Below are 22,658 nucleotides of genomic sequence, written 5' to 3'. Positions count from 1 at the left end.
GGCAGCTAGGCGGTCGCACTACCTGATATGCATCTCTATGCATAAACTTCATCTAATATGCTCAAACATGAATAGACTTATATAAGAAATTTAACTATCAATAAATTCTGTATCTATAGAACACACCTAAGTCGGATATTCTGCTCAGATGAGGGCATTTTACACATCTAATGAAGATAATCTGCATGATTGAGGTATTTTCAGCGTCATGTATACGTCTTTTTAACAGATTATCTGACTTAGGTGTGTTTTGAACTGCCTCCCATTTCTCGTGTCCAAGAAATGGGAGGCAGTTCAATTTCTGTGCGGGGGATTATCTTGTACGAGGTCATTTTTAGCAAGATATTGTCTGGACAGTTATACACGTTGCAAAATCACATAGCGATTAAGATTGTTATCTTTGCCATCTGCACTAAATTGCGCATAAACTTGCACGTCAGAGCCAAGGCTTCCAAGAAGCTCATCAAGTTCCTCTTGCGAGAAGTGATGACAATAGCGCCAGGTATCGGCCTTATCTTGCCAGCCAATCAGATAGTCATGCTCCTCAAGTTCTGATGCATCTATACCCAGCGCGCACAACCCTTGAGCAGTGGTTTTTTGAGCTTTAGCAGCAAGTTTTTGGCTGTTCATAAACTGCCAGAAAGAAATGCACACAAATCCGCCAGGTTTTGTTTTCTCTAACAGAGTGCGCAGAAGCTCAGTTCTCTTCTTTGCGCCAGGTACATGATGCAAAAAGCCAAACGCAACCACTAAATCACAGGCCGGAACAGTCAGACGCGAAGAAAGCGTGTTATCAAGCAGACTCTTTATCACATCTAATTCAATAAATGCCAGCTCAGAGACATGTGTGTCTGCCTCACCACTCTCTACCAGTGGCTTGCAATTATCTACAGCAAAATACTTTGCAGGGACAATCCCCGCCTCATCGCGTAAAAAGCGAGCAAAGCGCAGGTTGCCGCAACCCACATCAAGTACAGAGGGTTTCTCGCCAGATAAAAGCTGAGGCATGGCATCTAGGCACTGCTGCCACCCCTGCCAAGGCATCTGTCGTGTAGCCGAGAAACTCTGAGCCTGCTGAGAGTAAAACTCAGAGGTAATACAAGTTAGCCGCTCAGCGGTAGATGCGCTGATAGATTGAGTGTGCGTTATGTGAGAAGAAGTTTCCATACAGAGATTTTACGTCATCGCCTTGTTCCCAAAGGTCAGAAGCTCACCTTATTGCCTATACTGTTTGTATGGATGAACTCATTGTTGACATATTGCAGCAGCTCAGAGATGGCTCCCAAGGAGCTCTTGATACACATCAGCTTGAGATGCTCATTAACTCGCATAACAGCGGAATTGACTCCAGCACCCACAGTACAGAGCGCGAGAAACTCATTCCCAAGCGAGCGATTCTTCCCTATTTCTTGCGGGTAAAACAGGAAAATAGTAGCCTGTGGCAATCGTGGAATGTATCGCCTGAGCTGGAAGAAAGATTTATCCGCTCCGTACGTATGAAGCCCCGTCGCACCGCTTCTGGCGTGGCTACCATTACCGTGATTACCAGGCCGCATACCTGCTCAAGCAATTGCATTTATTGCCCGTGTGATTTGCGTATGCCTAAGAGCTACCTTGCTAACGAGCCTGCCTGTCAGCGCGCTGAACTCACGTTTTTTGATCCATACGTGCAGGTTGCAGCCCGTCTTCAAGCGCTTCATCAGATGGGTCACTCAACCGACAAAGTGGAGCTTATTGTGCTTGGTGGTACCTGGAGCGATTATCCAGAGGGCTACCAGTACTGGTTTATCAAAGAGCTTTTCCGTGCGCTTAATGAGTGGCCCAACTCTCCTAATCACATCAAGGAGCGCCTGAATTGGTATACCTCGTTTGGTTTACAAAACACTGAGGAAACTCTCTCTTCCTTTGTTGCGGAACAGCAAAAAGCAATCTTTGATGACAACACCACGTATAACCAGGCTTTTCATAAGCTCTACGATGCTAGCAAGCCTCATCAAAGTGCATGGTCTCAGATGCAAAGTACCTATGATGAGCTGGTGGAGCAACAACACGTTAATGAAACAGCTGCTGCTCGCGTGGTTGGCCTTGTAATAGAAACCAGACCTGACACTATTACGCCGGATAACCTACGCATGTTTAGGCAGCTTGGGTGCACCAAAATTCAAATCGGCATTCAGAGCACGCGTCAAAAAATCCTTGACGCAAACCAGCGTCAGATGAGCGTTGCCCAGATTAAACGAGCTTTCTCTCTGATTCGCTTGTACGGATTTAAAATCCACTCTCACCTGATGGTTAACCTGTTAGGCGCAACTCCTGAGGCGGACAAACAGGACTTTAAAACGTTTGTCACGGATCCAGGATTTCTCCCTGATGAGATTAAGCTCTACCCCTGTGCACTGGTATCTGGAACGCAATTGGTCCAGAAATACCGTGAGGGTGCATGGCAGCCATACGCCAAAGATGAACTGGTAGACGTGCTTGTTCAAGACGTGCTTGCAACGCCTCCATACGTGCGTATTTCTCGCATGATTAGAGACATTAGTGCCACCGATATTCTGGTGGGAAACAAACATACCAACCTTCGTCAGATGGTTGAGCAAGAGCTTGCTGCTAAAGATGTTGCAAGCCGCGTGCAGGAGATTCGCTTTAGAGAGATTAACCAGCAGCAGGTAAGTGCTGCAGAACTTACCCTTCAAGACTTTGTTTACACTACCGCGGTCAGTGACGAGCACTTCCTGCAGTGGGTAACTGCTGACAATAAAATCGCAGGTTTCTGTAGGCTTTCACTTCCCCACTGGGACAAACTAACCTCTGGAGTATGTGATGTTGCCGCTAATGAGCTGCTGGTACAGCCAGGTCAGGCCATGATCAGAGAGCTCCACGTATACGGACAGGCGCTTTCGCTGGGCTCAGAAGGAATGTCTGCTCAACACCAGGGCTTGGGCCAAAAACTTCTTGCCAAAGCCTCCTCTATTGCAGCTGAGACGGGTTATACCAGTCTTAACGTTATTAGCTCAATTGGAACGCGCGCTTACTATCGCGCACAGGGCTTTACCGATGCAGGACTCTACCAGCAAAAAGCCCTGTAAAGGGGACGTGGCCTTGCACCTCTAGACAAGCTTTATACGCTTACTTCATACGTCGCAAAAAAATGCCGAGAAGACCGTTGATCTTCTCGGCATATTCATGAGCGCCACCCTCTCCTGGACGCAAATGGATCTTAAGGAATCAGCGATAAAATCTGAGAGAGATTTTTCTTACCGAAGTCAACCTTCTGACCGTCGTTGATAACCAAGCATGGAACACTCATCACATCGTAGGTGTCTTTGAGTTCCTTGAAGTGGTTAATGTCATAGACATCACAGGTGACCTGAGGATTATCCGCAGCAATACGCTGAGCAGCAACAACAACATCTGGGCACATGGTACAAGAAAGTCCTACCAAGACCTGCAGATGTGTCTTTGACTCGATGGCGGCAATGGATGCCCTATCCTCGTCACTAATAGGCTGACCAGGACCTGCAGCGTTGTAGAGGCCAAGAACAAACGAAGTGAACTCATGTCCGCCGGGAACACCATGGAACGCAAGACCTGTTGGCGTACCATCCTGTGCGCACACACGAACAACAGGAAGGTTCTTCTCGCCCGTGTCTGAGACTGTTTGAACGCTCAGCTTGTCGGTCATAGAAGAAAGCTCTTCCATGTAAGCTTCGAGCTCCTCAGAAACAGGTCTTTGATCTAGCTCCAACTGAAGCACAAGCGGACGTGCCATGCGCTCAAAGACAGCGTTAAGCTGCGCTTTCATGTCATCGGTGAAGATCTCTCCGAAGTCAGAGGCACTCTTAGCCGCTGGAGCTTCAGGAGCCTCTTTCTTAGACGAGATACGCGTAACGTTCATCTGCGGAACAAGACCAGTTTTCTCCTGAGCGCGCTTGATATAGCGCTCCATCTCGGTAGCGGTAGTTGCTGCCTGACCGATAGCCGTTGCAACCTGACGCAATGGCTTCTGACACACATCACCAGCACCAAAAAGACCCTCACGGGTTGTTTCTTGATGCTCGTTGGTGATCAGATAGCCATAATCATCAGTCTGTGCCAGCTCTTTTACCAGGTCGGTCTCTGGCGCGTAGCCCGCGAAGATAAAGACACCAATGGAATCGCCATCTTCTGGAGCAAACGTGGTCTTCTCGCCCGTCTTGAGGTTCTTGTACGTAATAGACCTAAGCGCAGAATCTCCAGCAACGGATTCAACCTGCGTGTTGTAGAGAACCGTAATGTTTGGATTAGTGCGAGCAGCCTCGGACGACGCAGGGGCGCAGGTAAATGCTTCCTCGCGCACAAGAACCGTGACGTGCTTTGCGTACTTAGTTAGAAATACGCTTTCTTCTGCAGCTGCAAAGCCTCCACCGATTACAAAGACTTCTTTGCCGGTAAAGAACTCACCGTCGCAGGTGGCACAATAGGCAACACCGTGACCTTGGTAGTCCTCTTCTCCGACAAAACCAATGTGACGTGGATGTGCTCCTGTGGCGAGAAGAACAGAAAGGCAAGGACGCTCACCTTTGGTAGTGTGAACTACCTTGACATCTCCGGACATGTCCAGGTCAGTAACTTCTGCCAGCAAAAACTCTGCGCCAAAGGCCTCAGCCTGCTTACGCATGGTTTCTGAGAGTTCAGAGCCACTAGTAGAGAAAACTCCCGGGTAATTTACGACCTCATTAGTAATAGTGATCTGTCCGCCAAAATGGTCCTTCTCGACAACTAGAACACGGTAGCGAGCGCGGGCCAGATAGAGGGCGGCGGTGAGCCCAGCTGGCCCACCGCCGATAATCACCGCGTCGTAGAGGTCTTTGACGTCGGTCATTGTAAGCTCCTAAATCTTAGAGCTGACCAACAAGGTCAAGGCTTGGCTTCAGAGTCTCAGCGCCTGGCTGCCACTTAGCTGGGCAGACCTGATCGCCGTGCTCTGCGACAAACTGTGCAGCCTGGAGAAGACGGAGAAGCTCCTCAGCGTTACGGCCAATGCCACCAGCAGTGACAAGCTCAACCTGGATGACGCCCTCAGGGTCAACGATGAAAGCACCGCGCTCAGCAAGGCCAGCATCCTCAATAAGGACCTCAAAGTTCCTTGCAAGAACGTGAGCTGGGTCTGCGAGCATTGGGTAGGTTACCTTAGAGATACGCTCGGACTCCTCATGCCATGCCTTGTGGACAAACTCAGTGTCGCAGGAAACAGAGTAAACCTCTGCACCAGCAGCCTGGAACTTGTCGTAGTTGTTTGCAAGATCCTCAAGCTCAGTTGGGCAGACAAAGGTAAAGTCAGCTGGATAGAAGAAGAACAGGCTCCACTTACCCAGTGTGGACTCTTTGCTTACCTCGGTGATGTCACCGTTGTGGAATGCGTTTACCTTAAAATCACCAATTTGCTTACCAATAAGAGACATAGTCAGTTCCTTTCTGTAAGTAAAACAATTTGTAAAACGTGCTAGTTAGAAGTTTACTCTCTTTAACTCTTTTGTCAATAACAATAATGATTACTATTTATATCCACAAAAAGAAACAGGCCAGATTACTCTGACCTGTGAACAGTTGGTGGGCGTTATAAGATTTGAACTTATGACCTCTTCCGTGTCAGGGAAGCGCTCGTCCCCCTGAGCTAAACGCCCGAATATGTTTGCTGCTGGGGATGCAGCAAGGGATATATTACGAGAAACCCGCCCCTCTTGCAACCGTCAAACTCAACTTTTTTTGAAATTTGCAAAAGATCGTCTCGTCAATGCATTGACGGCTATTTAAATACCGCGGGCTATCAAATGAATGACCGCCTTTTAAACCCGTACGTCTTCTGCACCTCAATTTTTAAAAAATAGGCAACTGGATTGTAAAAGCATACGGTCAGAAGTATTATGGCAAGTCGTTCGATTGAGGGAGAAACTTATGAACTTTCTGGAATATAACAAAGACGAGAAGCTTCACTTTAATTATAAGAAATCATGCGGTCTCTGGTTAATTGTTGTAGCTCTCATCATTTTTGCAGCTACCGTAATAGGTGGAAAGCAGATTATCAATATGTCCGTATTTAGCTTTGGATATGTTGCAGCCTTCTTATCAATAAACACAAATAAGAAAGTTCTCAATAAGTTTTCCGATGGTCCTTCAAGTAAGTTCCAGAACAAAATGTCTCTATACGCGGTAATTTTCTTATTCATTTTGATGTTTTTATTAGGTGGACCATTTTTTGCAACTGAAAACTGGAGACTTATTTGGTTGGGCGCGTTAATGGCCACGGCGCTGCACTTTTTCCTCTATTACTTTGTACACGGAAAATCGATGACCTATTTGGCTATACTCTGCGCCATTAATGTTGCTATAGGTTATATTTTTCCAGACATCCCACTGACAATAACTGCCTATATTGATGCAGCAATTAAACTTGGCTTTGGAATATACCTATTCTTTTTCTCAAAGCCAACTCAACAAAAATAACCTTCGCCTAGAGACCGTGTGCGTCAAACGTGTCCTTAACCAGTGCAACAAGCATTGGTATAAACACAGCCACGCCTGCTAAAAGCATTGGATTGTCACGTACTTCCGGAATGTCCTGTAAGAAATTCTGCAGATCATAGACAAGACCAACGGCAACGGCAATAAGAATAGGTGCCAGAATAATCAAAATAGGATTTGGTGGTTTACGCATAAGGATGCTTTCTTTTACAAGTACTGCACATGCAGCGGTCCAATAGAGCAAAGATACGTATCAAGCCACATTCTGGCTTTTCTTCCCTATTTCTTCCCTACTTCTTACGCTTAACCTTAATTTGAATGCCCGATGTATCTGGACGGGGTGACGTAGAAGCAACAGCGCCTTTCTCGCCATTTACAAAGGCGGAGAAACGCTGGCGGAAACGATTCCACTTGTGATAGATAGGCTCGTGATCATGAGATCTGAGACCCAAGAGCATACTTGCTGCCAGAGTTGGAAGCAGATACTCAATAGCGCGCCAAAGTACAAAGCCTGCGGCAATTTCCTCGCCAAACATATGGCCAAACAGGAAGGCAAAGCCACCCTCAGCGCCACCAGTGCCACCAGGAAGTGGAATGGCCGAGGTCAAGAGTTCAAGCATTGAACCAGATGCAAGGCAGGTCAGAAGGTCTGCGGGTTGGCCGAGTGCACGCAGTACAAAGTATGGAAGTGCATAGAGGCAGCCAAGCTGGACCAAGGTAACCAGCAGAACAACGCACATCTCTGGAATGTTCTTTGCAGCAGTCTTAAAGCCGTTAGAAAACTCATCTACCTGCGTGTTAATGATGCCATGCCAGTGGTCGTATTGCTTTACGATACGAAGACGTGAAAGCAGCCTTAAGCCCCAGTTGCCCACGGTCTTAACCATTTTAGGAAGCAGGCAAATGGCCAGGATAACTGCAACCATCACTATCTTTGCGCCAAACAAGATAACGCCAATAACGGTTACATCGCCAAATTGCTCGTAGAAATAATTGGCCCTAAAGATAAGCATCAGAGCTGCAAAGATGCCCTCGCCCGCCTCGTACATAACAAAGCGGGTGAACTGCAGAGCTCCTGCCTGACCCACGGAAATTCCCGCACGAGTAAGGCGATAAATCTGAGCAGGAGCAGCTCCTGCACCGTTTGGCGTGAGGTTCATAAAGAAGATACCCGACGCCTCAACGCTCATCAGGTCACGAACACCAACAGGACTCTCGGGGTCTGTAATGACTGAAATTACATAGGCGAGAATACCCAGGAAATAGTAGACAAAGTAGCAAAGAGCGCCAGCAATGAGCCAACCTGTATCTACGTCTGCTAGAGCAACAACAAACTCATCAAACTGACCAGAGAAAACGATATAGAGTGCGTACAGTATTACAACCGCAAAGAGGAAGAGAATGCTCTTTCTAACTTGACCAAAGCTCTCTTTTGCCTCTTCTACCTGCTCAGATGAAGAAGTTGGAGCAACACTAATCTTAGGCTTTTTGGTTGAAACACCCTTAACGGTTGTAGATCCAATCTTCACCGTTACCTTCGGTGTAGATGAGGGGTGCTCGGTTTCAGACGCGCCATCTGGGCGATCCATGGGCACCTCCTTGGACTCTGGATCACAATACGTGTACAGAAACAACACTCTTTGCAGGTAAACGATGCAACCTCAGAGGGTTTCTAGCCACCTACCTGCTTTTCATTTTACATGAACTGCTCAAGTATACCCTTGTCGGCCTCAATAATGCCACCGCCACAAACTTCCTGACCATCGTACAAAACCGCCGATTGACCTGCTGCAACAGTTTTTACCGGCTGGTCAAATTCAATAAATCCACATTGATTGTCTGTGAGCGTAAACGTTACGGGAACCAGCGCGCCTGTGTGACGAGTTCTGACCACATACCTACCGTTAGCTGCAGGTTCTCCAGAAATCCAGTGCATGTCCGAGAGCTCCATGTGACGAGTCCAGAGCGCAGGACAGTTGAGGTCAGAGGTTACATACACCACATTCTTAAGCGTGTCGGTTGCTACTACATAGCGAGCAGGGCCTCCACCGATGTTCAAGCCTTTTCTCTGACCAACGGTAAAGAGGAATGCTCCATCGTGGGTGCCAAGAACCTTGCCTGTCTCCCACTCAATGACGTCGCCCTGCTTTTTCTGAAAAGTGTCCAGCAAAAACGTGCGCAAGCCAACGGGGCCAATAAAACAAATGCCGTCGGAGTCTGGCTTAGTTTCTATGCCCAGACCTCGCTCTGCACACAGAGCCCTAACCTCTGCCTTGGTGGCAATGTGTCCAATAGGAAAAAGCGTGCGTTCAAACAAATATCCTGGTACACGCCACAAGAAGTAGGTTTGATCCTTGTGAGCATCTGCGGCACGCAAAAGTTTTTTGGTGCCTGGGACGTTCTGTGCATAGTGACCCGTTGCAACAAAATCAGCGCCCTCTGCAAAAGCACGCTCTGCAAAGGTGCCAAACTTGACCGTCTGGTTGCACATAACGTCTGGATTAGGCGTACGGCCGTGCTCATAGGCATCAAGCAGGTAATCCACAACGGTAGCCTTATACTCGGCCTCACAGTCCCACACGTCCAAATCAATGCCCAGCGTTACGCACACGCGTTCAGCATCAGCCAGGTCATCTGCCCAAGGGCACTTAAAGCCTGGCAAGTCCTTTGACCAGTTGCGCATATAGATAGCCTTGACGTTGTAGCCCGCCTCAAGAAGCAAGGCCGCGGACAGCGCCGAATCAACGCCGCCACTCATGCCAAGGTAAACTAGTTCTCCCATGTCACTCCTACACGAGCGGACTCCTGCTTAACAGCCTCAGCGATTGCCCAAGCTGCGTACAAGATGTCGTCTTCTGTGGTAGTTCTTCCAAGCGTTAACCTGAGGCTTCCCGCAGCTACTTCTCGCGATGCTCCGATTGCCTCAAGCACGTGAGATATTTGCATCTTTGATGCGGCGCACGCAGAGCCTGTTCCCACTGACACGCCCAGGCGCTCCAGCAGAATGACCAGACGGCGAGCCTCAAGTCCCGGGAAAGAAACGTGCAGCAAATTAGGAAGCCTCAGCTTGGCGTTCTTTGGCCCCGAGACAATCATCTGCGGAAACTCTGTGCAAAGCAGCGTCTGCAGCTGATCTCTAAGGCGAGAAACCCGTTTTGCCTCGTCAGTGCGAGTCTCATCAGCAAGCGCTAAAGCACACGCAAAACCAATGACGCCCGCAACATTCTCCGTGCCCGAGCGAACGCCACCTTCTTGTCCGCCGCCGAGCACCAGCGGCCTTAAGCGCACATCATCGGAGGCCCACAAGAGACCTACCTGCTTTGGACCGGAAAGCTTTGCTGCAGAAAGCGTCAACATGTCCACGCCCAAAGACGACACGTTCACACTCAAGTATGCCGCAGCCTGAGAGGCGTCTACGTGCAAATGCAGCGGACGAGTCTCCCCCGCTGCAAGCCTGCGCGAGCGCTCCTTGGCAAGCACCTGTGAAATCTCTCGGATAGGCTGAATGGTACCAATCTCCCCGTTTGCAAGTTCAATGGAAACCAGCTCAGTCTCTGGCTTGAGCGCCTTTGCTACGCGCTCTGGATCCACACGACCGTCTGCTTCTACGCGTAGTGTCTTGTGCGAGAAAATCCCTGCACACGCAAGAACACTCTCGTGCTCAATGGCGTCCACAATAACGTGTGCATCTTCCGAAATCGTTGCAAACGCTAGGTTGTTGGCCTCTGTAGCACCTGCTGTGAGTACTACGTTTCCTGGACGAGCACCAATGGCATGCGCCAAGACAGCGCGGGCACGTTCTACCTCGTCACGAACCTGGCGAGACAGAGCATACGGTGCTGAAGGGTTGTAGAACTTCTCCGTGAAGTACGGAATCATAGCATCAACCACTCGTGGATCCATAGGTGTAGCTGCGGCAAAGTCCAGGTACACGTTGCCTGTTGGATGTTCTGGTTTTACAGAAGGCATGTGCATTACAAATCCTTTGGGTTTCTCGCGGTCTTGCGGGCTTACGGACGTGCGGCGTTGCGTGCTTGCGGTGTAAAGGTCATGTTCTGGAAACGAGTAGATACAAAGCTGTCGTCGTAATGAGTATCTACCCACATCTCGAACGCATTTGACGGAGGAACGCCAGCGTCTCGCTGAGCCTTTCTGCCTAGGCATGCCACCGTCATTGAAATGTCGGCGACAAGATACACCGTAAGCAGGGTAACAAAAATTGCTTGTCTTTTTGATGTTGGCTCACCAATCTTGTAGAGCGCGCGAGGCATAATAACCCGACACCAAATCAGACCCAAAATGCCCCAAAATCCCAAGAATCGCCAGGCCACCCACTGTGTGATGGCATCTGGAAGAAGAGTGTACGTCCACGATTCCGAGTGGAAAATCTCTTGCATTCCCCAGCCGGTAAGCTGCTCCAGCGTGCCACCAATAACAACCGAAACCAGGAAAATAACAAGGCTATTGGCATGGTGCTTGTGCAGCTGGTAACAAATAACCGTGAGAAACACCGCGCCAGTTCCATAAAGCGGGGAAAATGGTCCCCAGATGAGGCCAACCCTGCTCTCGGTCAGGCCAGCGGTAATGAGCATCCAGATTTCTTCGATAAGAAGTCCGGCCATGCAACCCACAATGAAGAGGATGACCACCTGGTACCAGCCAAGATGCATCGTGTCCAAATATGCTGAGAGCTCCGCTTGCGTTGGTTTTGGCTTGGAGAACGGAGCGGTCTGGGGTGCAGCTGATACGGCATCGCCTGCAAGTCCATCGATCTTCTCGCCAGACGAAAGCCAGCCCCAAAAATATCGCACCACGCGAACAAAACCGCTTGCGACAAGATACGCAAGCGTCAAAAGAGCTAAAAGTGACGCGACAATAAAGAACATACAACCTCATTCAAAAAGTTCTTGTTCTATGATACGGCAAGCAGTCACACTTGGCAATCTACCTGCTCTTATTTACAAGCTTTGCAAGAAAAATCCACCTCTTGAGCGCCACGGGGTTCGTGACTTTTCTAAAAAAGTTTGACGATTTTGAAATTTACACTTGCGCTCAGCCGTGAACTTGCGTATATTATTCCTCGCGTTCGCGGGCTTAGCGCAGTTGGTAGCGCGCAACCTTGCCAAGGTTGAGGTCGCGGGTTCGAACCCCGTAGCCCGCTCCATGATTTTTCGGCCGGATTCGTTTCGGCCTTTTTCATATGGCGAGATGGCCAAGTGGTAAGGCAGAGGCCTGCAAAGCCTTTATCCCCGGTTCGAATCCGGGTCTCGCCTCCAGTGAATTGACAACCCCAGCTTCGGCTGGGGTTTCTTTTTGTCGCGCGCGTCTTCCGCTGCGCTTGCTGAGGCTCTGGATTGCGTGCCTGAAAAGTGCAAACGTTTTAGTCAGACGAGCCTGAAAAGTGCAAAGAATCTGTATTTGAGGTACCGATTCTTTGACAAAATCAGGCAAATCCACAGTTTCTTTTACATTTTTAGGCAGAAGTTACAGATTCTTTGCAGAAATCAGGCACGTTCTAACTAGGGTGTTGTCTCCAAATTTTGCGAGCCTGAAAACCCCACCATGTCTGAGTAAAACAGCTCAGACTTGGCGAGAAAAACCGGCAAATAGCTCAGACTAGGCGTGTTTTTCAGGCAAATCGTTCAGACATGGCGAGAAAATCAGGCTTACAGCAGGCTCGCGCCAGCTCACGCCACCCGTCTGGCGAGAAACCCGTCTACTCCCAGCATATACGCACAAGAAACCCGGTATCCACACGAAATAGATACCGGGTTGAAATCACTCGCAACCTGCGTACGCAACCTGCGTACACAACCTGCGTACGCACCCCGCACGCCCTAGCGCATCATCTTGACCAGGCGAACAATGGTACCGTTACCGGAAGGTTTCTCCTGGATAGACACTGCGTCCATAAGCAGGCGCATCAGCTTAACGCCGCGTCCACGCTCGGCAAACTGGCCGGTCTCGGGAGGCTCTTCCTCGTCGGAGATGCTAAAGCCGCCGCCACAATCCGAGACGTCAATGACCACCCTGTCTGGATACGCGGAAACCGTGGTCAGCACGCCCTTCTCGCACGCGTGATCAACGGCGTTGCCAATAGCCTCGCCAACTGCAAGTTCAATGTCAAACTTTTGGTCCGAGGTCAACGGCAGCGTCTTCAGCAGCGCGATAGCCCTTGAACGAGCGTCGCACATTTTATTGGGATCAACTCTAAACGTTGTCTGGAACGACGGATGTGTGCCCGGTGCAAGCGGAGTCACGCGCGACTTAGCGGCGCAGGTACTTATTGGCATGAAATCGATAAGACCCATGCGCACCAAGGCCTTAAACGCCGTCGGTTGCACGTTGGTCAAGCTCATAAGACCGCCGAGCGTCTTCATGCGTCGAACAGCGCACACGATAAAGCCCATACCGCATGAATCGATGTACGAAACCTCCGACATATTCAGCACAATTCTTCTGCAGCCGCTATCAATGAGTTGCTCAATCTGAGCCTTCACGCGCGGGACTCCCCTCACGTCAAGGTCAGTATTGACTGAAACAACTGCTATGTTTGGCTGCGTATACATACGTTTCTTGTTCCCGCGCAGCAACAAGAATTTCAGATATCTGCATTTTTTGACGAGAAAATCGTTTCCTTGGCGAGAAACCCGTCTAGTTGCTCTTCTCGGCTAAGTCGGCGCTGCTAAGCTTGCCAGAGTCAGTGCCGCCGAGCGTGCGAGAATCGACGCCGCCAAGCTCGTCAAAGCGCAGGGCAACCATGGCAACATCGTCGTCAAGCCTTCGGCCGGTATAGCGATCAAGCGTGCTCAAGAACCTATTGAGCAGGCCGTCAAAGCCACGAGGAACCTCGTTCATAATCATGTCGCGCAGGCCAGTTTCGCCAAAGAACGCGCCTTCGGGACTGCGAGCCTCTGTGGTTCCGTCGGTGTAAAGCAGCAGGATATCGCCCTCGTGCAAGCGAATCGTACCGTTTTTGTACTCCATGTCGTGAAACGCGCCCACAACGCCCGACTGAACGTCCAAAAGCTCAGCGTCGCCCGATTGAGCAGACACCAAAATCGCAGGTGGATGACCAGCGGAGCAGTAGGTCAGCGACGAAGTTGTAAGGTCAACAATGCCAACAAAGAGCGTTGCAAATGTTTCTACTCTCGAGAAGCCCAACAGAAATTCATTCAGCGTTGCCACCATACGAGCGGGAGTTCTTCCCTCCCACGCATAGGCAGAAAGTGCCGTTTTAACTGCGGATGAAATAGAAGCTGCCTCAATACCCTTGCCAGAAACGTCACCCATGATGATGCACGCGCGGCGTCCTGGCAATTTAATCATGCTATAGAAATCGCCGCCGACAAACGCATCGGCGGTTGCGGACGAATAAATTCCTTCGGCAGAGATTCCTTCTACCTTCTGCAGGTCATTCTTCATACCTGACTGGAGCGCCTGCGAGATATGCTTGTTCTGCTGACTCTCTTCGGCGCCAACTGCCAGAGAATGTACCAGCAGCATCACGCGGTCCAAGAAATCAAGCTCAATATCACTCAGAGGCTCAGCGTTTTCTTCTCGCAAGAAGAGCCAGGTATGCTGCTCGCCAGCAAACTTACCCAAGAAAAGCACGGCTCCCTTGCAGGGCAAACCCTGTGCAGCAAGCGCACGACTCAGCTCAGATTCAAGCTCAACCTCTTTGACTGACGCCTCGCCCTCTCCTGTCTTGAGTCCCTCAACCGTCGATGGAAGCGCAATCTGGTTGCCGCCATCCTGCGCGCCACCGGCCTCCGTTGCGGCCTGCGCGCTGTCTTGCACACCGTCCTGAGCGTCGCCAAACGCTTGCTCAGCGCCAAGCGCATGGAGCGTAATGTTGCCTGTGACCTCACAACAATCTACCGAGAAAACCTGTGCATTCAGATCGGTACCCACCGACCTCATAACCTGCTGTAATCGCTCGCCAGAGATCTTCTCGCCATCTGCAGCGCTATGAAGCAATCCTTGGCGCACGCGAGCTAATGCCTCGCGAAGCGTGTCTCTACGCTGCGTTCTCATGGCCGACAACGCGCCTACAAGCTGCACCGAGAGGTAATTTGCAATGGAGTCCAGAAGTCTTGCATCTTCAACCAAAAGCGCACGCTTACGCTCCCAGCCCACTTCAATCAGAGCAACAATGTGGCCACCAAACCACACAGGAACCACAAGAAAGCTGGTAAACGGAGGCAAATGACTTGCGTCAACAGTTATGACCTCGCGCGTGTCTTCGTTAACAAGGTTGCGCTTTTTAACTCTTCCCTGCTTGAGCGCGCTAGAGTTCAAAGGCATGGTATGCAAGCGAAGTGCGTGCTCGGAATAAAACGTCAAACGCTCCAGAGAGCTGTTAAATGCAAAGTAGCGAGGAATTCTATCCAATGACGCACTTCTCAAAGACTCCGTTGCACCATGAAGGTGGTACCCGTCTTGCTCAGCAAGATAGATAAGCGCACCATCAGCCTCGACAGTCTCTGAGAGCTCTTCTAACACGCGCTCGATAAGCTGACCCATATCTTCTGAGTCAAGCGTGTCCAAAACAATCTGAAGCGCTCCTGAGAGCCTCTTATTGGCTCGGCGAAGGTCCAACACCATTCGTTCATCATCGTGCACAGGGCCAGCCATGTCACGAAGCTTAGACGCTGTCAGAACAATAGCCTGTGTAGGAGCACCCACATAATCTGCACGCACACTTAAGACCTGCGAGGTGCCATCTTGCGCGGGAGCGGCCACCATGGAAGTGGAGCCATCAATCGTAAACGGCAACGACTCTACAAAGAACGGTTTCTGCAGGTTTTCTTGATTTGCCGGCGTGAACAAAAAGCGAACATCCAGGCCGGCAATGGTGCCGTCTTCCTTAGCAAATAGGCTTTCGGCCTCCTCATTGGCGAGAAGAACCATGCCCTCCATATTAAATACAATAACTGCATCGCTAGTCAGTCGTAGCAACTGAGACAGAGTTGCAGCAACGGTTCCGTCGACAACTCCCTCAACACGCCTTACGCTCAGCTTGTTATCTGCCACAGTCACTCCTTACCAACAAGAAAAAACAAATCACATTGCCTAAGTATACGAAAAAGGCGGACCTCCGAAGAGATCCGCCGAAATTCCGTGGTGTCGGAGGCGGGACTTGAACCCGCACAACCGTTAGTAGGTCACTAGCACCTCAAGCTAGCGCGTCTGCCAATTCCGCCACTCCGACTTGCTTTGCAGCGAGGGATATACTAACACATCTTCAAGCAACATTTGAGAGAAAATTTAAAACTTTTTCTCAAAAGAACTTTGCGAGAAGACCGCCTTATCCCTTGCTTACTTCTGCCAACCAACAATGGTTGCAGGTACGCTCTGGAAGAGTGATGGACCAAAGTTGGCAAGACCCTTCTTAACAACGTAGCAGTCTGGACCAGTGTAGATAGGAAGATATGCGTAAGTCTGCATCATCTTCTTCTCTGCCTCATTCATGAGCTTCATGCGCTCATCAAAGTCCTTGGTAGAGACAACCTTTGCAAACATCTCGTCGGTCTCTGCAGAACCCTGCTGACCAAAGTTGGATCCAGACTCAGAACCATAGAGCTGGCCACCGTTGTTGTAAGAAGTTGAGCTACCAACCCAACCAAAGAGGCAGACATCCCAAGAGCCAGAGGTAAGAACATCAGAGAACTCAGAAGATGGGTGAGAATCAAGGGTAAGATTAATACCTGCGTCCTTGCACATCTTCTGGATTGCAGCAGCACGGTTCTTAACAGTAGTACCGTCACCGAACAGTGTGTAAGCAAAGGTTACCTGCTGGCCATCCTTCTCATAGTAATCGCCGTTAAGCTTGTAGCCTGCATCCTCAAGGGTCTTCTTAGCAGCGGCCTTGCGCTCGTCAACAGACTTGAGGTTCTTGAGATCGTCTGGGAGGTTGTTGTCATAGCCGGCTGCCCAGTAAGGCCAAAGCATGGAGCCTGGTGCGTCCTCTTTCCAGTTAACACCCTGGAAGACGATAGAAACGATAGTTGCAGGGTCAACGACCTGGCAGAATGCCTTACGAACTGCAACATCCTGAAGAACGCCGCGAGTAGAGTTGATCTCGATAACAGCAATAGACATACCAAGACCACGACGAATCTGTGCCTTATCACCAAGACCGGTGAAGTTAGAGAGAAGCTCAGCAGAACCAGATACGGAAGAACCAGTAGTGTCAGTCTCTTCGTTCTTGAATGCGTTAATGGAAGCCTGGGTATCCATCTGCTTGTAGACAAGGGTATCAAGCTTAGGAGCGTCACCCCACCACTTTGGATTTGGCTTGAAGGTTACAGCAGAGTCATCGAAAGAATCAACAATATAAGGACCAGAACCAAGCTCGTTGTGTGGCTCATTGTTGTAACCATTGTTGAAGAAGTCTGGATCCTGAAGCTTTGGGTGCAGAGCATAGCTCAAGATGCTCTCGATTGGATAGACTGGCTCTTTCATGGTAATAACAGCGGTCTTAGCAGTATCACCCTGCTCAACAGACTCATACTTGTCATAACCATCAGTTGAAGAAACCGCAAACTTTTTATTCTGACCACACATAGTGATGAATGCAGTCTGAATTGCGGTCCAATCAATAGCGGTACCATCGTTGAAGGTGGCCTGATCAGTGAAGGTCAGGGTAGCAACCTGCTTGCCGTCCTTCTCCTCTACCTTGAATTCCTTGATGTAATCCTTGTTTGGCTCAAACTTATCGCCATCAGCATTGTTAAGGAACAGGTCACGAGGGTTGATAAGACCGTGAAGGATGTTCATGTAAGAGGTATTACCAGCAAGTTGGTAGTAATTCCACTGTGGACCAATCTCGTTGATTGGCTGAGTCAGAGTACCGCCATCCTTAACCTCATCACGAGACTTAGGATTGTTGTACGTCTTGCCCTTCTCTGGAAGTGGAAGCTGATCCAGAGGAGTGTTTGCAGGAGAGCCGTCCTGTGGCTCAGTACCAGTGGTGGTAGTGCCGCCCTGAGGATTTGATGGAGCACAACCAGCAAGGCCAAGGCCTGCGGCGGTGATACCAGTCAGAGCAAAGAACGAACGACGGGAAAAACTGTCAGCCATATGATCACCCATTTCGTTAAAGGCCTACAGATATTCACTTAACTATACGAAATTGCCTGAAAATACTCCATAGCAGAAACATTCCCGTAACAACCTCGTTCATTATTTGTAACAAAGAAAACCCGCACCTAGTTTTAAGTGCGGGTTTTCAGAAAATTTATTGAATCTTTGTTACTCGTTAGAGATGTGAGTAGCAGGAACCAGCTTACCATCCTGATAAATCATGCGCTCACGAGTACGCTCAATCTTTGGATCAGGGATTGGAATAGCCGAGAGAAGCGCCTTAGTGTAAGGATCTTGTGGGTTAGTAAAGACGTCTTCCGTCTCACCGTACTCAACAATCTTGCCCAGGTGCATAACAGCAACCGTGTCAGAAATATGACGAATAACAGCAAGATCGTGAGCAACAAAGAGATAAGAAATCTTCAACTGAACCTGAAGGTCCTCAAGAAGGTTAATAATACCTGCCTGAATGGAAACATCCAGAGATGCAATTGGCTCATCCAAGAGAAGAATCTTTGGACTTGTTGCAAGAGCACGAGCAATAGCAATACGCTGACGCTGACCACCAGAGAACTGAGATGGGAAGCGGTCAACATAGTCTGGGTTGATGCCAACCAGACGCATGAGCTCGCCAATACGAGTATTAATATCCTCTTTGTTCCAACCCTGTGCCTGAAGTGGCTCAGCCAAAACGTCATAGACAGGCATACGTGGGTCCAGAGAACTCATTGGATCCTGGAAGATAACCTGAAGATCTTTACGAAGCTCTCTACGCTGTGCAGCGTTCTTAAGCTCAGCAACATCTTTGCCAAGGACCGTAATACGACCATCCTCAGGCTTCAGCAAATCCATAATCTGCATCAGAGTTGTTGATTTACCAGAACCAGACTCACCAACAAGCGCAAGAGTTTCTCCCTCATGGATCTCAAAGCTTGCACGGTCAACAGCAGTCATAGTGCCCTTGCTGCGCCTAATAAAGCCCTTACCCTGAACAGGGAAAGTCTTGGTAAGATTCTCAACCTTAAGTACAACAGGACGCTTGTTACGAGGGACATCAACCCACTTTGGAAGGATTGGCTCAAAGTCTGGATATACCTCAGCGTAAGTGAGCTTCTTCTCGCAAATTTCCTGAAGGTGATGGCAAGATGCCAAGTGACCCTCGGCAGCATTTGCAGGAAGCAGCGCTGGCTCTTTCTTGGAGCATTCCTCGGTAGCCATAGGACAACGTGGGTTAAAAGGACAGCCAGTTGGAATAGCAGCAAGTGATGGTGGATTACCCTTAATAGGAACAAGCCTATGCTCTGCCTGAAGGTGAGGTTTTGGAACAGCGCCCAGAAGACCCATGGTATAAGGATGGCGAGGCTCAGCAAAAAGTGTATCAACACTTGCGCGCTCTACGCCACGGCCTGCATACATAACCATAATGTCATCAGCGGTACCTGCAACAACACCAAGGTCGTGAGTAATCAGAACAACTGCTGCGCCAGTCTCTTTCTGTGCAACCTTCAAGACGTCAAGAATCTGAGCCTGAATAGTTACGTCAAGAGCGGTGGTTGGCTCGTCTGCGATGATGATGTCAGGGTTGTTTGCAATAGCAATTGCAATAACAACACGCTGACGCATACCACCAGAGAACTCATGTGGGAAAGAATCCAGACGATTCTCTGGATCAGTAATACCAACAATAGAGAGAAGCTCAATACAACGCTTACGAACGTCTGCCTTGCTCATGTGAGGATTATGGGTAAGCAGAGCCTCTGCAAGCTGATCTCCAATAGAGAACATTGGAGTCAAAGCAGACAGTGGATCCTGGAAAATCATAGAAATCTTAGTGCCACGAAGCTCTGACATCTCTTCGTCGGTCTTACCAATGAGCTCCTCATCACCAAGCTTAATGGAGCCGGTAACGTGAGCGTTGTCATCAAGAAGACCGATAAGAGAAAGCGCCGTGACCGATTTACCAGAACCGGACTCACCTACGATACCGAGGGTACGGCCACCCCAAAGATCAAAGTTAACACCACGAACTGCATCTACACGACCAGCCTCAGTGTTAAAGGAAACCTTAAGATCACGAACAGAAAGAACTGGATCTCCTGTTGGTGCACCCTTAGGACCATTTGACTCAAGCAGCTCATAGCGTAGGACATCATCCATCTCTACATTTCCCTGCTTTGCAGAAGTATTAGTAATGTCAGCCATTATGCACGCTCCGTAGTTTCTTCAGAAACGATGCTTCCCTCAAGATCACCGAGCTGAGCGTCATCCTTGGAAGAATCCTCTTCCTGATCTTTAACGCTACCAGCAGCGCGTGAATAAGGGTCAAAGGCATCGCGAAGGCCGTCGCCGATGAGCTGCAGGCCAACACAAACAACAATCAGAAATGCCGATGGAATCAGAATCATCCATGGAGTAGTAAGCATTGCAGAGGAACCAGCACTCAGAAGATAACCAAGAGAGGTATCTGGTGCCTTGATACCAAGACCCAAGAAGCTGAATGCAGTCTCAGAGTTAATGCCACCAATAACAGCCAAGACCAAATCAATAATAAGAATTGAACCAAGGTTTGGAATAAGGTGACGAACAATGATGGTAAATGGTGGAACGCCCATGTACTTAGCGGCCTTGACGTAATCTCTCTCACGCAAAGACAGAGCCATGGTACGGATAGTACGCGCGCGACCAATCCAACCAAAAGCAGTTAGACCAAAGATAAGCATGAGCCAACCAGACTCACCGCCTGCTGCACGAACAATCATAGCAACCAGCAAGAAGCTAGGGATGACCATGAGCATATCAAGAAGCCACATACCAATCTTCTCTGGAATGCCGCGAACATAAGCAATGGCAGTACCAATAATTGCAGAAATGATAGTGGTCAAGATTGCATAGCTGATACCAATGGTCAACGAACGGCCAAGACCGTGGACAACACAGGCATACAAATCAATACCAGCACCATCAGTACCAAACCAATGCTTTGCATTAGGAGCCATGTTAATTGCAGTAAAGTCAGCATCTGTGTAATTAAACGGAGTGGCATATGGTCCAAAAACTGCAATGAGAACCATAATTCCAAGAATAATCAAACCGATTACTGCAGAACGCTGGCGGAAGAAACGCCTTGCAATCAGGCCAGCATAACTAATTCTTTTAACTTCTTTATTGTCAGACTTAGCATCTGCCTGAAGCTCACGCTCAGCGTTAGTAAGACCTGCATCAATGGAGACGTTTTTCTCGTCTTTATTCTGAAGCTCTTCTTTAGACATGTCCGCCTCCTTAGCTCATCTTAATTCGTGGATCAAGAGCAGCAGCAAAGAGGTCAGCCAGAAGAGCGCCAACAAGAGTCATTGCGCCAGAGAATGCTGCAACTGCAACTGCACCGTGAATATTGTTGTTGTTAATACAGTTAATGAAGTACTCACCAAGACCGTGAATTGCAAAGACCTTCTCGGTCATAACAGCACCTGTGAAGATACCTGCAAGAGAGAAAGCAACTGAAACAGCGGTTGGAATCAAAGAAACGCGAAGAGCGTGCTTACGAATTGCCTTCTTACGAGTAAGTCCCTTTGCGCGAGCAGTACGGACATAGTCTGCGTGCATCTCGTCAAGCAGGTACGTACGCTGAGAGAGGTGGTAACCAACGGAGCTTACGATAGTAAGAACAATGGTTGGAAGAATAATGTGCTGGAGGAAGTCAATGAGCCAAGTGAAAAAGTTTCCGGTATCTCCACTAGAAAGGTCGGTAACGTAGAAAATACGAGAACCGGCACGTGCGTTAATCTCGATTGCTGCAAAAACAATCAAGATTGCCATAACAACGGTTGGAATAACCAGCAAAACCGAAGCAACACCACTTAAGAAGCGGTCCTGCCACTGATACTGACGTTGGGCGGTATAAACGCCCAGGCTAACACCAATAACAACTGACAAAATAGTTGCTGGAGTCATAAGCTCAATAGAAGCCATAAACTTAGAGCTCATCTCACGGTTAACGTTATCGCCTGTTGGAGTCATACCAAGATCAAACTTGGTAAATAGATTGGTAACCCAAACCTGATAACGTTCAATAACTGGAGTCTTATCATTCAGATTAGTCCTATACAGGTTTTCCTCAATAGACTCCTGTGGAGGACGTGGAGTACGCTGCTCAAAGTTGGAGCGTGGGTTCATAAATGATGATGCGAGGAAGAATGTGAGCGAAGTTGCAACAAAAATCATCACAATGTAGCTCAAAATCCTCTTTGTAACGTACCAAACAAACCGTGCCATTGACTCTCCTCACCGCCTTGCGCTTATCCACCCGATAAGCGAGGTTTTCTCGGTATGGCAACCTAGCATTCCTACAACAAACATGCCGTGAATACACAGCAAAGTGCAATTTTACCATGGATAAGCTGCTTAACCCAAAAAATATCTCTTAGATAAGCAAGATTATGCATACCAATCCCAGTAAAACGTATCCACATATAATGACTGTTAAAGTCCAGCGTGCAGGTCACAATCAAATTTGTTTACATATGAGAAACGTTATTGAAAATTCTGTTAAGAAGTAACAGACAACTTCTATCTGCCGCACACAGCTTTTTTTGCTGGTATTCCTAACAGCAAATTTTCACATGCTCCGCAGGCTACGAATAAAAAATGCCGAGAAACTCGGGTTTCTCGGCAGATGATTCAAATATGCAAGCGACTGCTTAGCCAATAGCACCAACAGGGAACGTCAAAGCCATCACAATAGCGCAAACCATAAAGATGGTTGTAGTGATGACGGTAAGGCGATCAAGGTTCTTCTCCATAATGCCTGAACCAGCGCTTGCGTTATACATAGATGCAGCAATCATGTCAGAAACGCCGGTGCCCTTTCCGGAGTGTGCTAAAACAAGCAGCACCGTCAAAATGCCAGAAAGTACAAACAGCACTAAAAGAATTGTATTCAGAACGCCCACGAGGTTCCCCCTCTTGCTGGCGAGAAAATCCAGCCCTAGTTATTTTCACGTACAAGAGAAAAGAATAGCACACGCCACTCCCCTTTGGGAATGACGTGTGCCAAGTTGCAAAACAAA

Annotated in this window: 17 protein-coding genes and 4 tRNA genes; 4 read left to right on the top strand and 17 right to left on the bottom strand. The window is 48.8% G+C overall.

All coding sequences use genetic code 11. From position 1 onward, the window contains the following. Positions 1-357: 357 nt before the first annotated feature. Entirely contained in the window at positions 358-1,167 is an 810-nt protein-coding gene (locus tag HMPREF1492_RS05800) for a class I SAM-dependent methyltransferase (RefSeq protein ID WP_035436869.1), read from the bottom strand. A 68-nt stretch (positions 1,168-1,235) separates the two neighbouring features. Here HMPREF1492_RS05800 and HMPREF1492_RS05795 point away from each other — a divergent pair, with 68 nt between their 5' ends. Further along, entirely contained in the window at positions 1,236-3,089 is a 1,854-nt protein-coding gene (locus HMPREF1492_RS05795) for an elongator complex protein 3 (RefSeq protein ID WP_035436867.1), read from the top strand. A 131-nt stretch (positions 3,090-3,220) separates the two neighbouring features. Here HMPREF1492_RS05795 and HMPREF1492_RS05790 read toward each other — a convergent pair whose 3' ends face one another. The 3 genes from HMPREF1492_RS05790 to HMPREF1492_RS05780 form a co-directional block, all read right to left on the bottom strand. Then, entirely contained in the window at positions 3,221-4,864 is a 1,644-nt protein-coding gene (locus HMPREF1492_RS05790; RefSeq protein ID WP_035436864.1) for an FAD-dependent oxidoreductase, read from the bottom strand. A 16-nt stretch (positions 4,865-4,880) separates the two neighbouring features. Beyond that, positions 4,881-5,444 carry an alkyl hydroperoxide reductase subunit C gene (gene ahpC / locus HMPREF1492_RS05785; RefSeq protein ID WP_035436861.1) on the bottom strand — a complete coding sequence of 188 codons (564 nt, stop codon included), beginning with the start codon at positions 5,442-5,444 and terminating at the stop codon, positions 4,881-4,883. A 146-nt stretch (positions 5,445-5,590) separates the two neighbouring features. Next, positions 5,591-5,666 (bottom strand) — tRNA-Val (locus HMPREF1492_RS05780). Between the two features lie 271 nt (positions 5,667-5,937). On the opposite strand from HMPREF1492_RS05780, the gene HMPREF1492_RS05775 reads away from it, so the two are divergent. Then, positions 5,938-6,486 carry a DUF6609 family protein gene (locus HMPREF1492_RS05775; RefSeq protein WP_035436859.1) on the top strand — a complete coding sequence of 183 codons (549 nt, stop codon included), beginning with the start codon at positions 5,938-5,940 and terminating at the stop codon, positions 6,484-6,486. Between the two features lie 7 nt (positions 6,487-6,493). Here the strand turns inward: HMPREF1492_RS05775 and HMPREF1492_RS05770 are convergent, their stop codons facing one another. The 5 genes from HMPREF1492_RS05770 to HMPREF1492_RS05750 all read right to left on the bottom strand — a co-directional run bounded on the left by HMPREF1492_RS05770 (position 6,494) and on the right by HMPREF1492_RS05750 (position 11,390). Beyond that, positions 6,494-6,697 (bottom strand): hypothetical protein, encoded by a 204-nt coding sequence (locus HMPREF1492_RS05770; protein WP_035436856.1) that lies wholly within the window; start codon positions 6,695-6,697, stop codon positions 6,494-6,496. A gap of 97 nt (positions 6,698-6,794) precedes the next feature. Then, on the bottom strand, positions 6,795-8,093 hold the full coding sequence (locus HMPREF1492_RS05765) for a lysylphosphatidylglycerol synthase transmembrane domain-containing protein (RefSeq protein WP_035436854.1): 1,299 nt from the start codon (positions 8,091-8,093) through the stop codon (positions 6,795-6,797). Between the two features lie 107 nt (positions 8,094-8,200). Next, complete coding sequence (gene mnmA, locus HMPREF1492_RS05760) at positions 8,201-9,286, bottom strand: tRNA 2-thiouridine(34) synthase MnmA (RefSeq protein ID WP_035436850.1); 1,086 nt, start codon at positions 9,284-9,286, stop codon at positions 8,201-8,203. Continuing rightward, on the bottom strand, positions 9,274-10,479 hold the full coding sequence (locus HMPREF1492_RS05755) for a cysteine desulfurase family protein (RefSeq protein ID WP_051479423.1): 1,206 nt from the start codon (positions 10,477-10,479) through the stop codon (positions 9,274-9,276). The genes mnmA and HMPREF1492_RS05755 overlap by 13 nt, the downstream gene beginning before the upstream one ends. A 35-nt stretch (positions 10,480-10,514) precedes the next feature. Continuing rightward, a complete protein-coding gene (locus HMPREF1492_RS05750; RefSeq protein WP_035436848.1) occupies positions 10,515-11,390 on the bottom strand; it encodes a putative ABC transporter permease in 876 nt (291 codons plus the stop codon). Between the two features lie 202 nt (positions 11,391-11,592). On the opposite strand from HMPREF1492_RS05750, the gene HMPREF1492_RS05745 reads away from it, so the two are divergent. Both HMPREF1492_RS05745 and HMPREF1492_RS05740 read left to right on the top strand, forming a co-directional pair. Then, positions 11,593-11,668: transfer RNA gene (locus HMPREF1492_RS05745), tRNA-Gly, on the top strand. Positions 11,669-11,706: 38 nt separating this feature from the next. Then, positions 11,707-11,780, top strand: a tRNA-Cys gene (locus HMPREF1492_RS05740). A gap of 561 nt (positions 11,781-12,341) precedes the next feature. Here HMPREF1492_RS05740 and HMPREF1492_RS05735 read toward each other — a convergent pair. From HMPREF1492_RS05735 to secG, 8 genes are all read right to left on the bottom strand, one after another. Next, complete coding sequence (locus HMPREF1492_RS05735) at positions 12,342-13,073, bottom strand: anti-sigma factor antagonist (protein ID WP_035436845.1); 732 nt, start codon at positions 13,071-13,073, stop codon at positions 12,342-12,344. An 85-nt stretch (positions 13,074-13,158) separates the two neighbouring features. Then, positions 13,159-15,540, bottom strand: coding sequence for a GAF domain-containing SpoIIE family protein phosphatase (locus tag HMPREF1492_RS05730; protein WP_035436843.1), 2,382 nt, complete (start codon positions 15,538-15,540; stop codon positions 13,159-13,161). Positions 15,541-15,628: 88 nt separating this feature from the next. Then, positions 15,629-15,718: transfer RNA gene (locus HMPREF1492_RS05725), tRNA-Leu, on the bottom strand. Positions 15,719-15,825: 107 nt separating this feature from the next. Beyond that, a complete protein-coding gene (locus HMPREF1492_RS05720; RefSeq protein ID WP_035436841.1) occupies positions 15,826-17,589 on the bottom strand; it encodes an ABC transporter family substrate-binding protein in 1,764 nt (587 codons plus the stop codon). 171 nt (positions 17,590-17,760) lie between these two features. Beyond that, positions 17,761-19,794, bottom strand: coding sequence for a dipeptide ABC transporter ATP-binding protein (locus HMPREF1492_RS05715; RefSeq protein WP_035436839.1), 2,034 nt, complete (start codon positions 19,792-19,794; stop codon positions 17,761-17,763). Next, positions 19,794-20,861, bottom strand: coding sequence for an ABC transporter permease (locus HMPREF1492_RS05710; protein ID WP_035432199.1), 1,068 nt, complete (start codon positions 20,859-20,861; stop codon positions 19,794-19,796). The genes HMPREF1492_RS05715 and HMPREF1492_RS05710 overlap by 1 nt, the downstream gene beginning before the upstream one ends. A gap of 10 nt (positions 20,862-20,871) precedes the next feature. Next, positions 20,872-21,864 (bottom strand): ABC transporter permease, encoded by a 993-nt coding sequence (locus HMPREF1492_RS05705; RefSeq protein ID WP_035427285.1) that lies wholly within the window; start codon positions 21,862-21,864, stop codon positions 20,872-20,874. A gap of 425 nt (positions 21,865-22,289) precedes the next feature. After that, positions 22,290-22,541 carry a preprotein translocase subunit SecG gene (gene secG, locus HMPREF1492_RS05700; protein WP_035436837.1) on the bottom strand — a complete coding sequence of 84 codons (252 nt, stop codon included), beginning with the start codon at positions 22,539-22,541 and terminating at the stop codon, positions 22,290-22,292. Positions 22,542-22,658 lie beyond the last annotated feature (117 nt).

This window comes from Atopobium sp. BS2 (genome assembly GCF_000565075.1).
In the GTDB taxonomy this organism is placed as follows: domain Bacteria; phylum Actinomycetota; class Coriobacteriia; order Coriobacteriales; family Atopobiaceae; genus Lancefieldella.
Note: the sequence above shows the minus strand (reverse complement) of the source record. Positions and strands in the feature narration are given on the sequence as shown.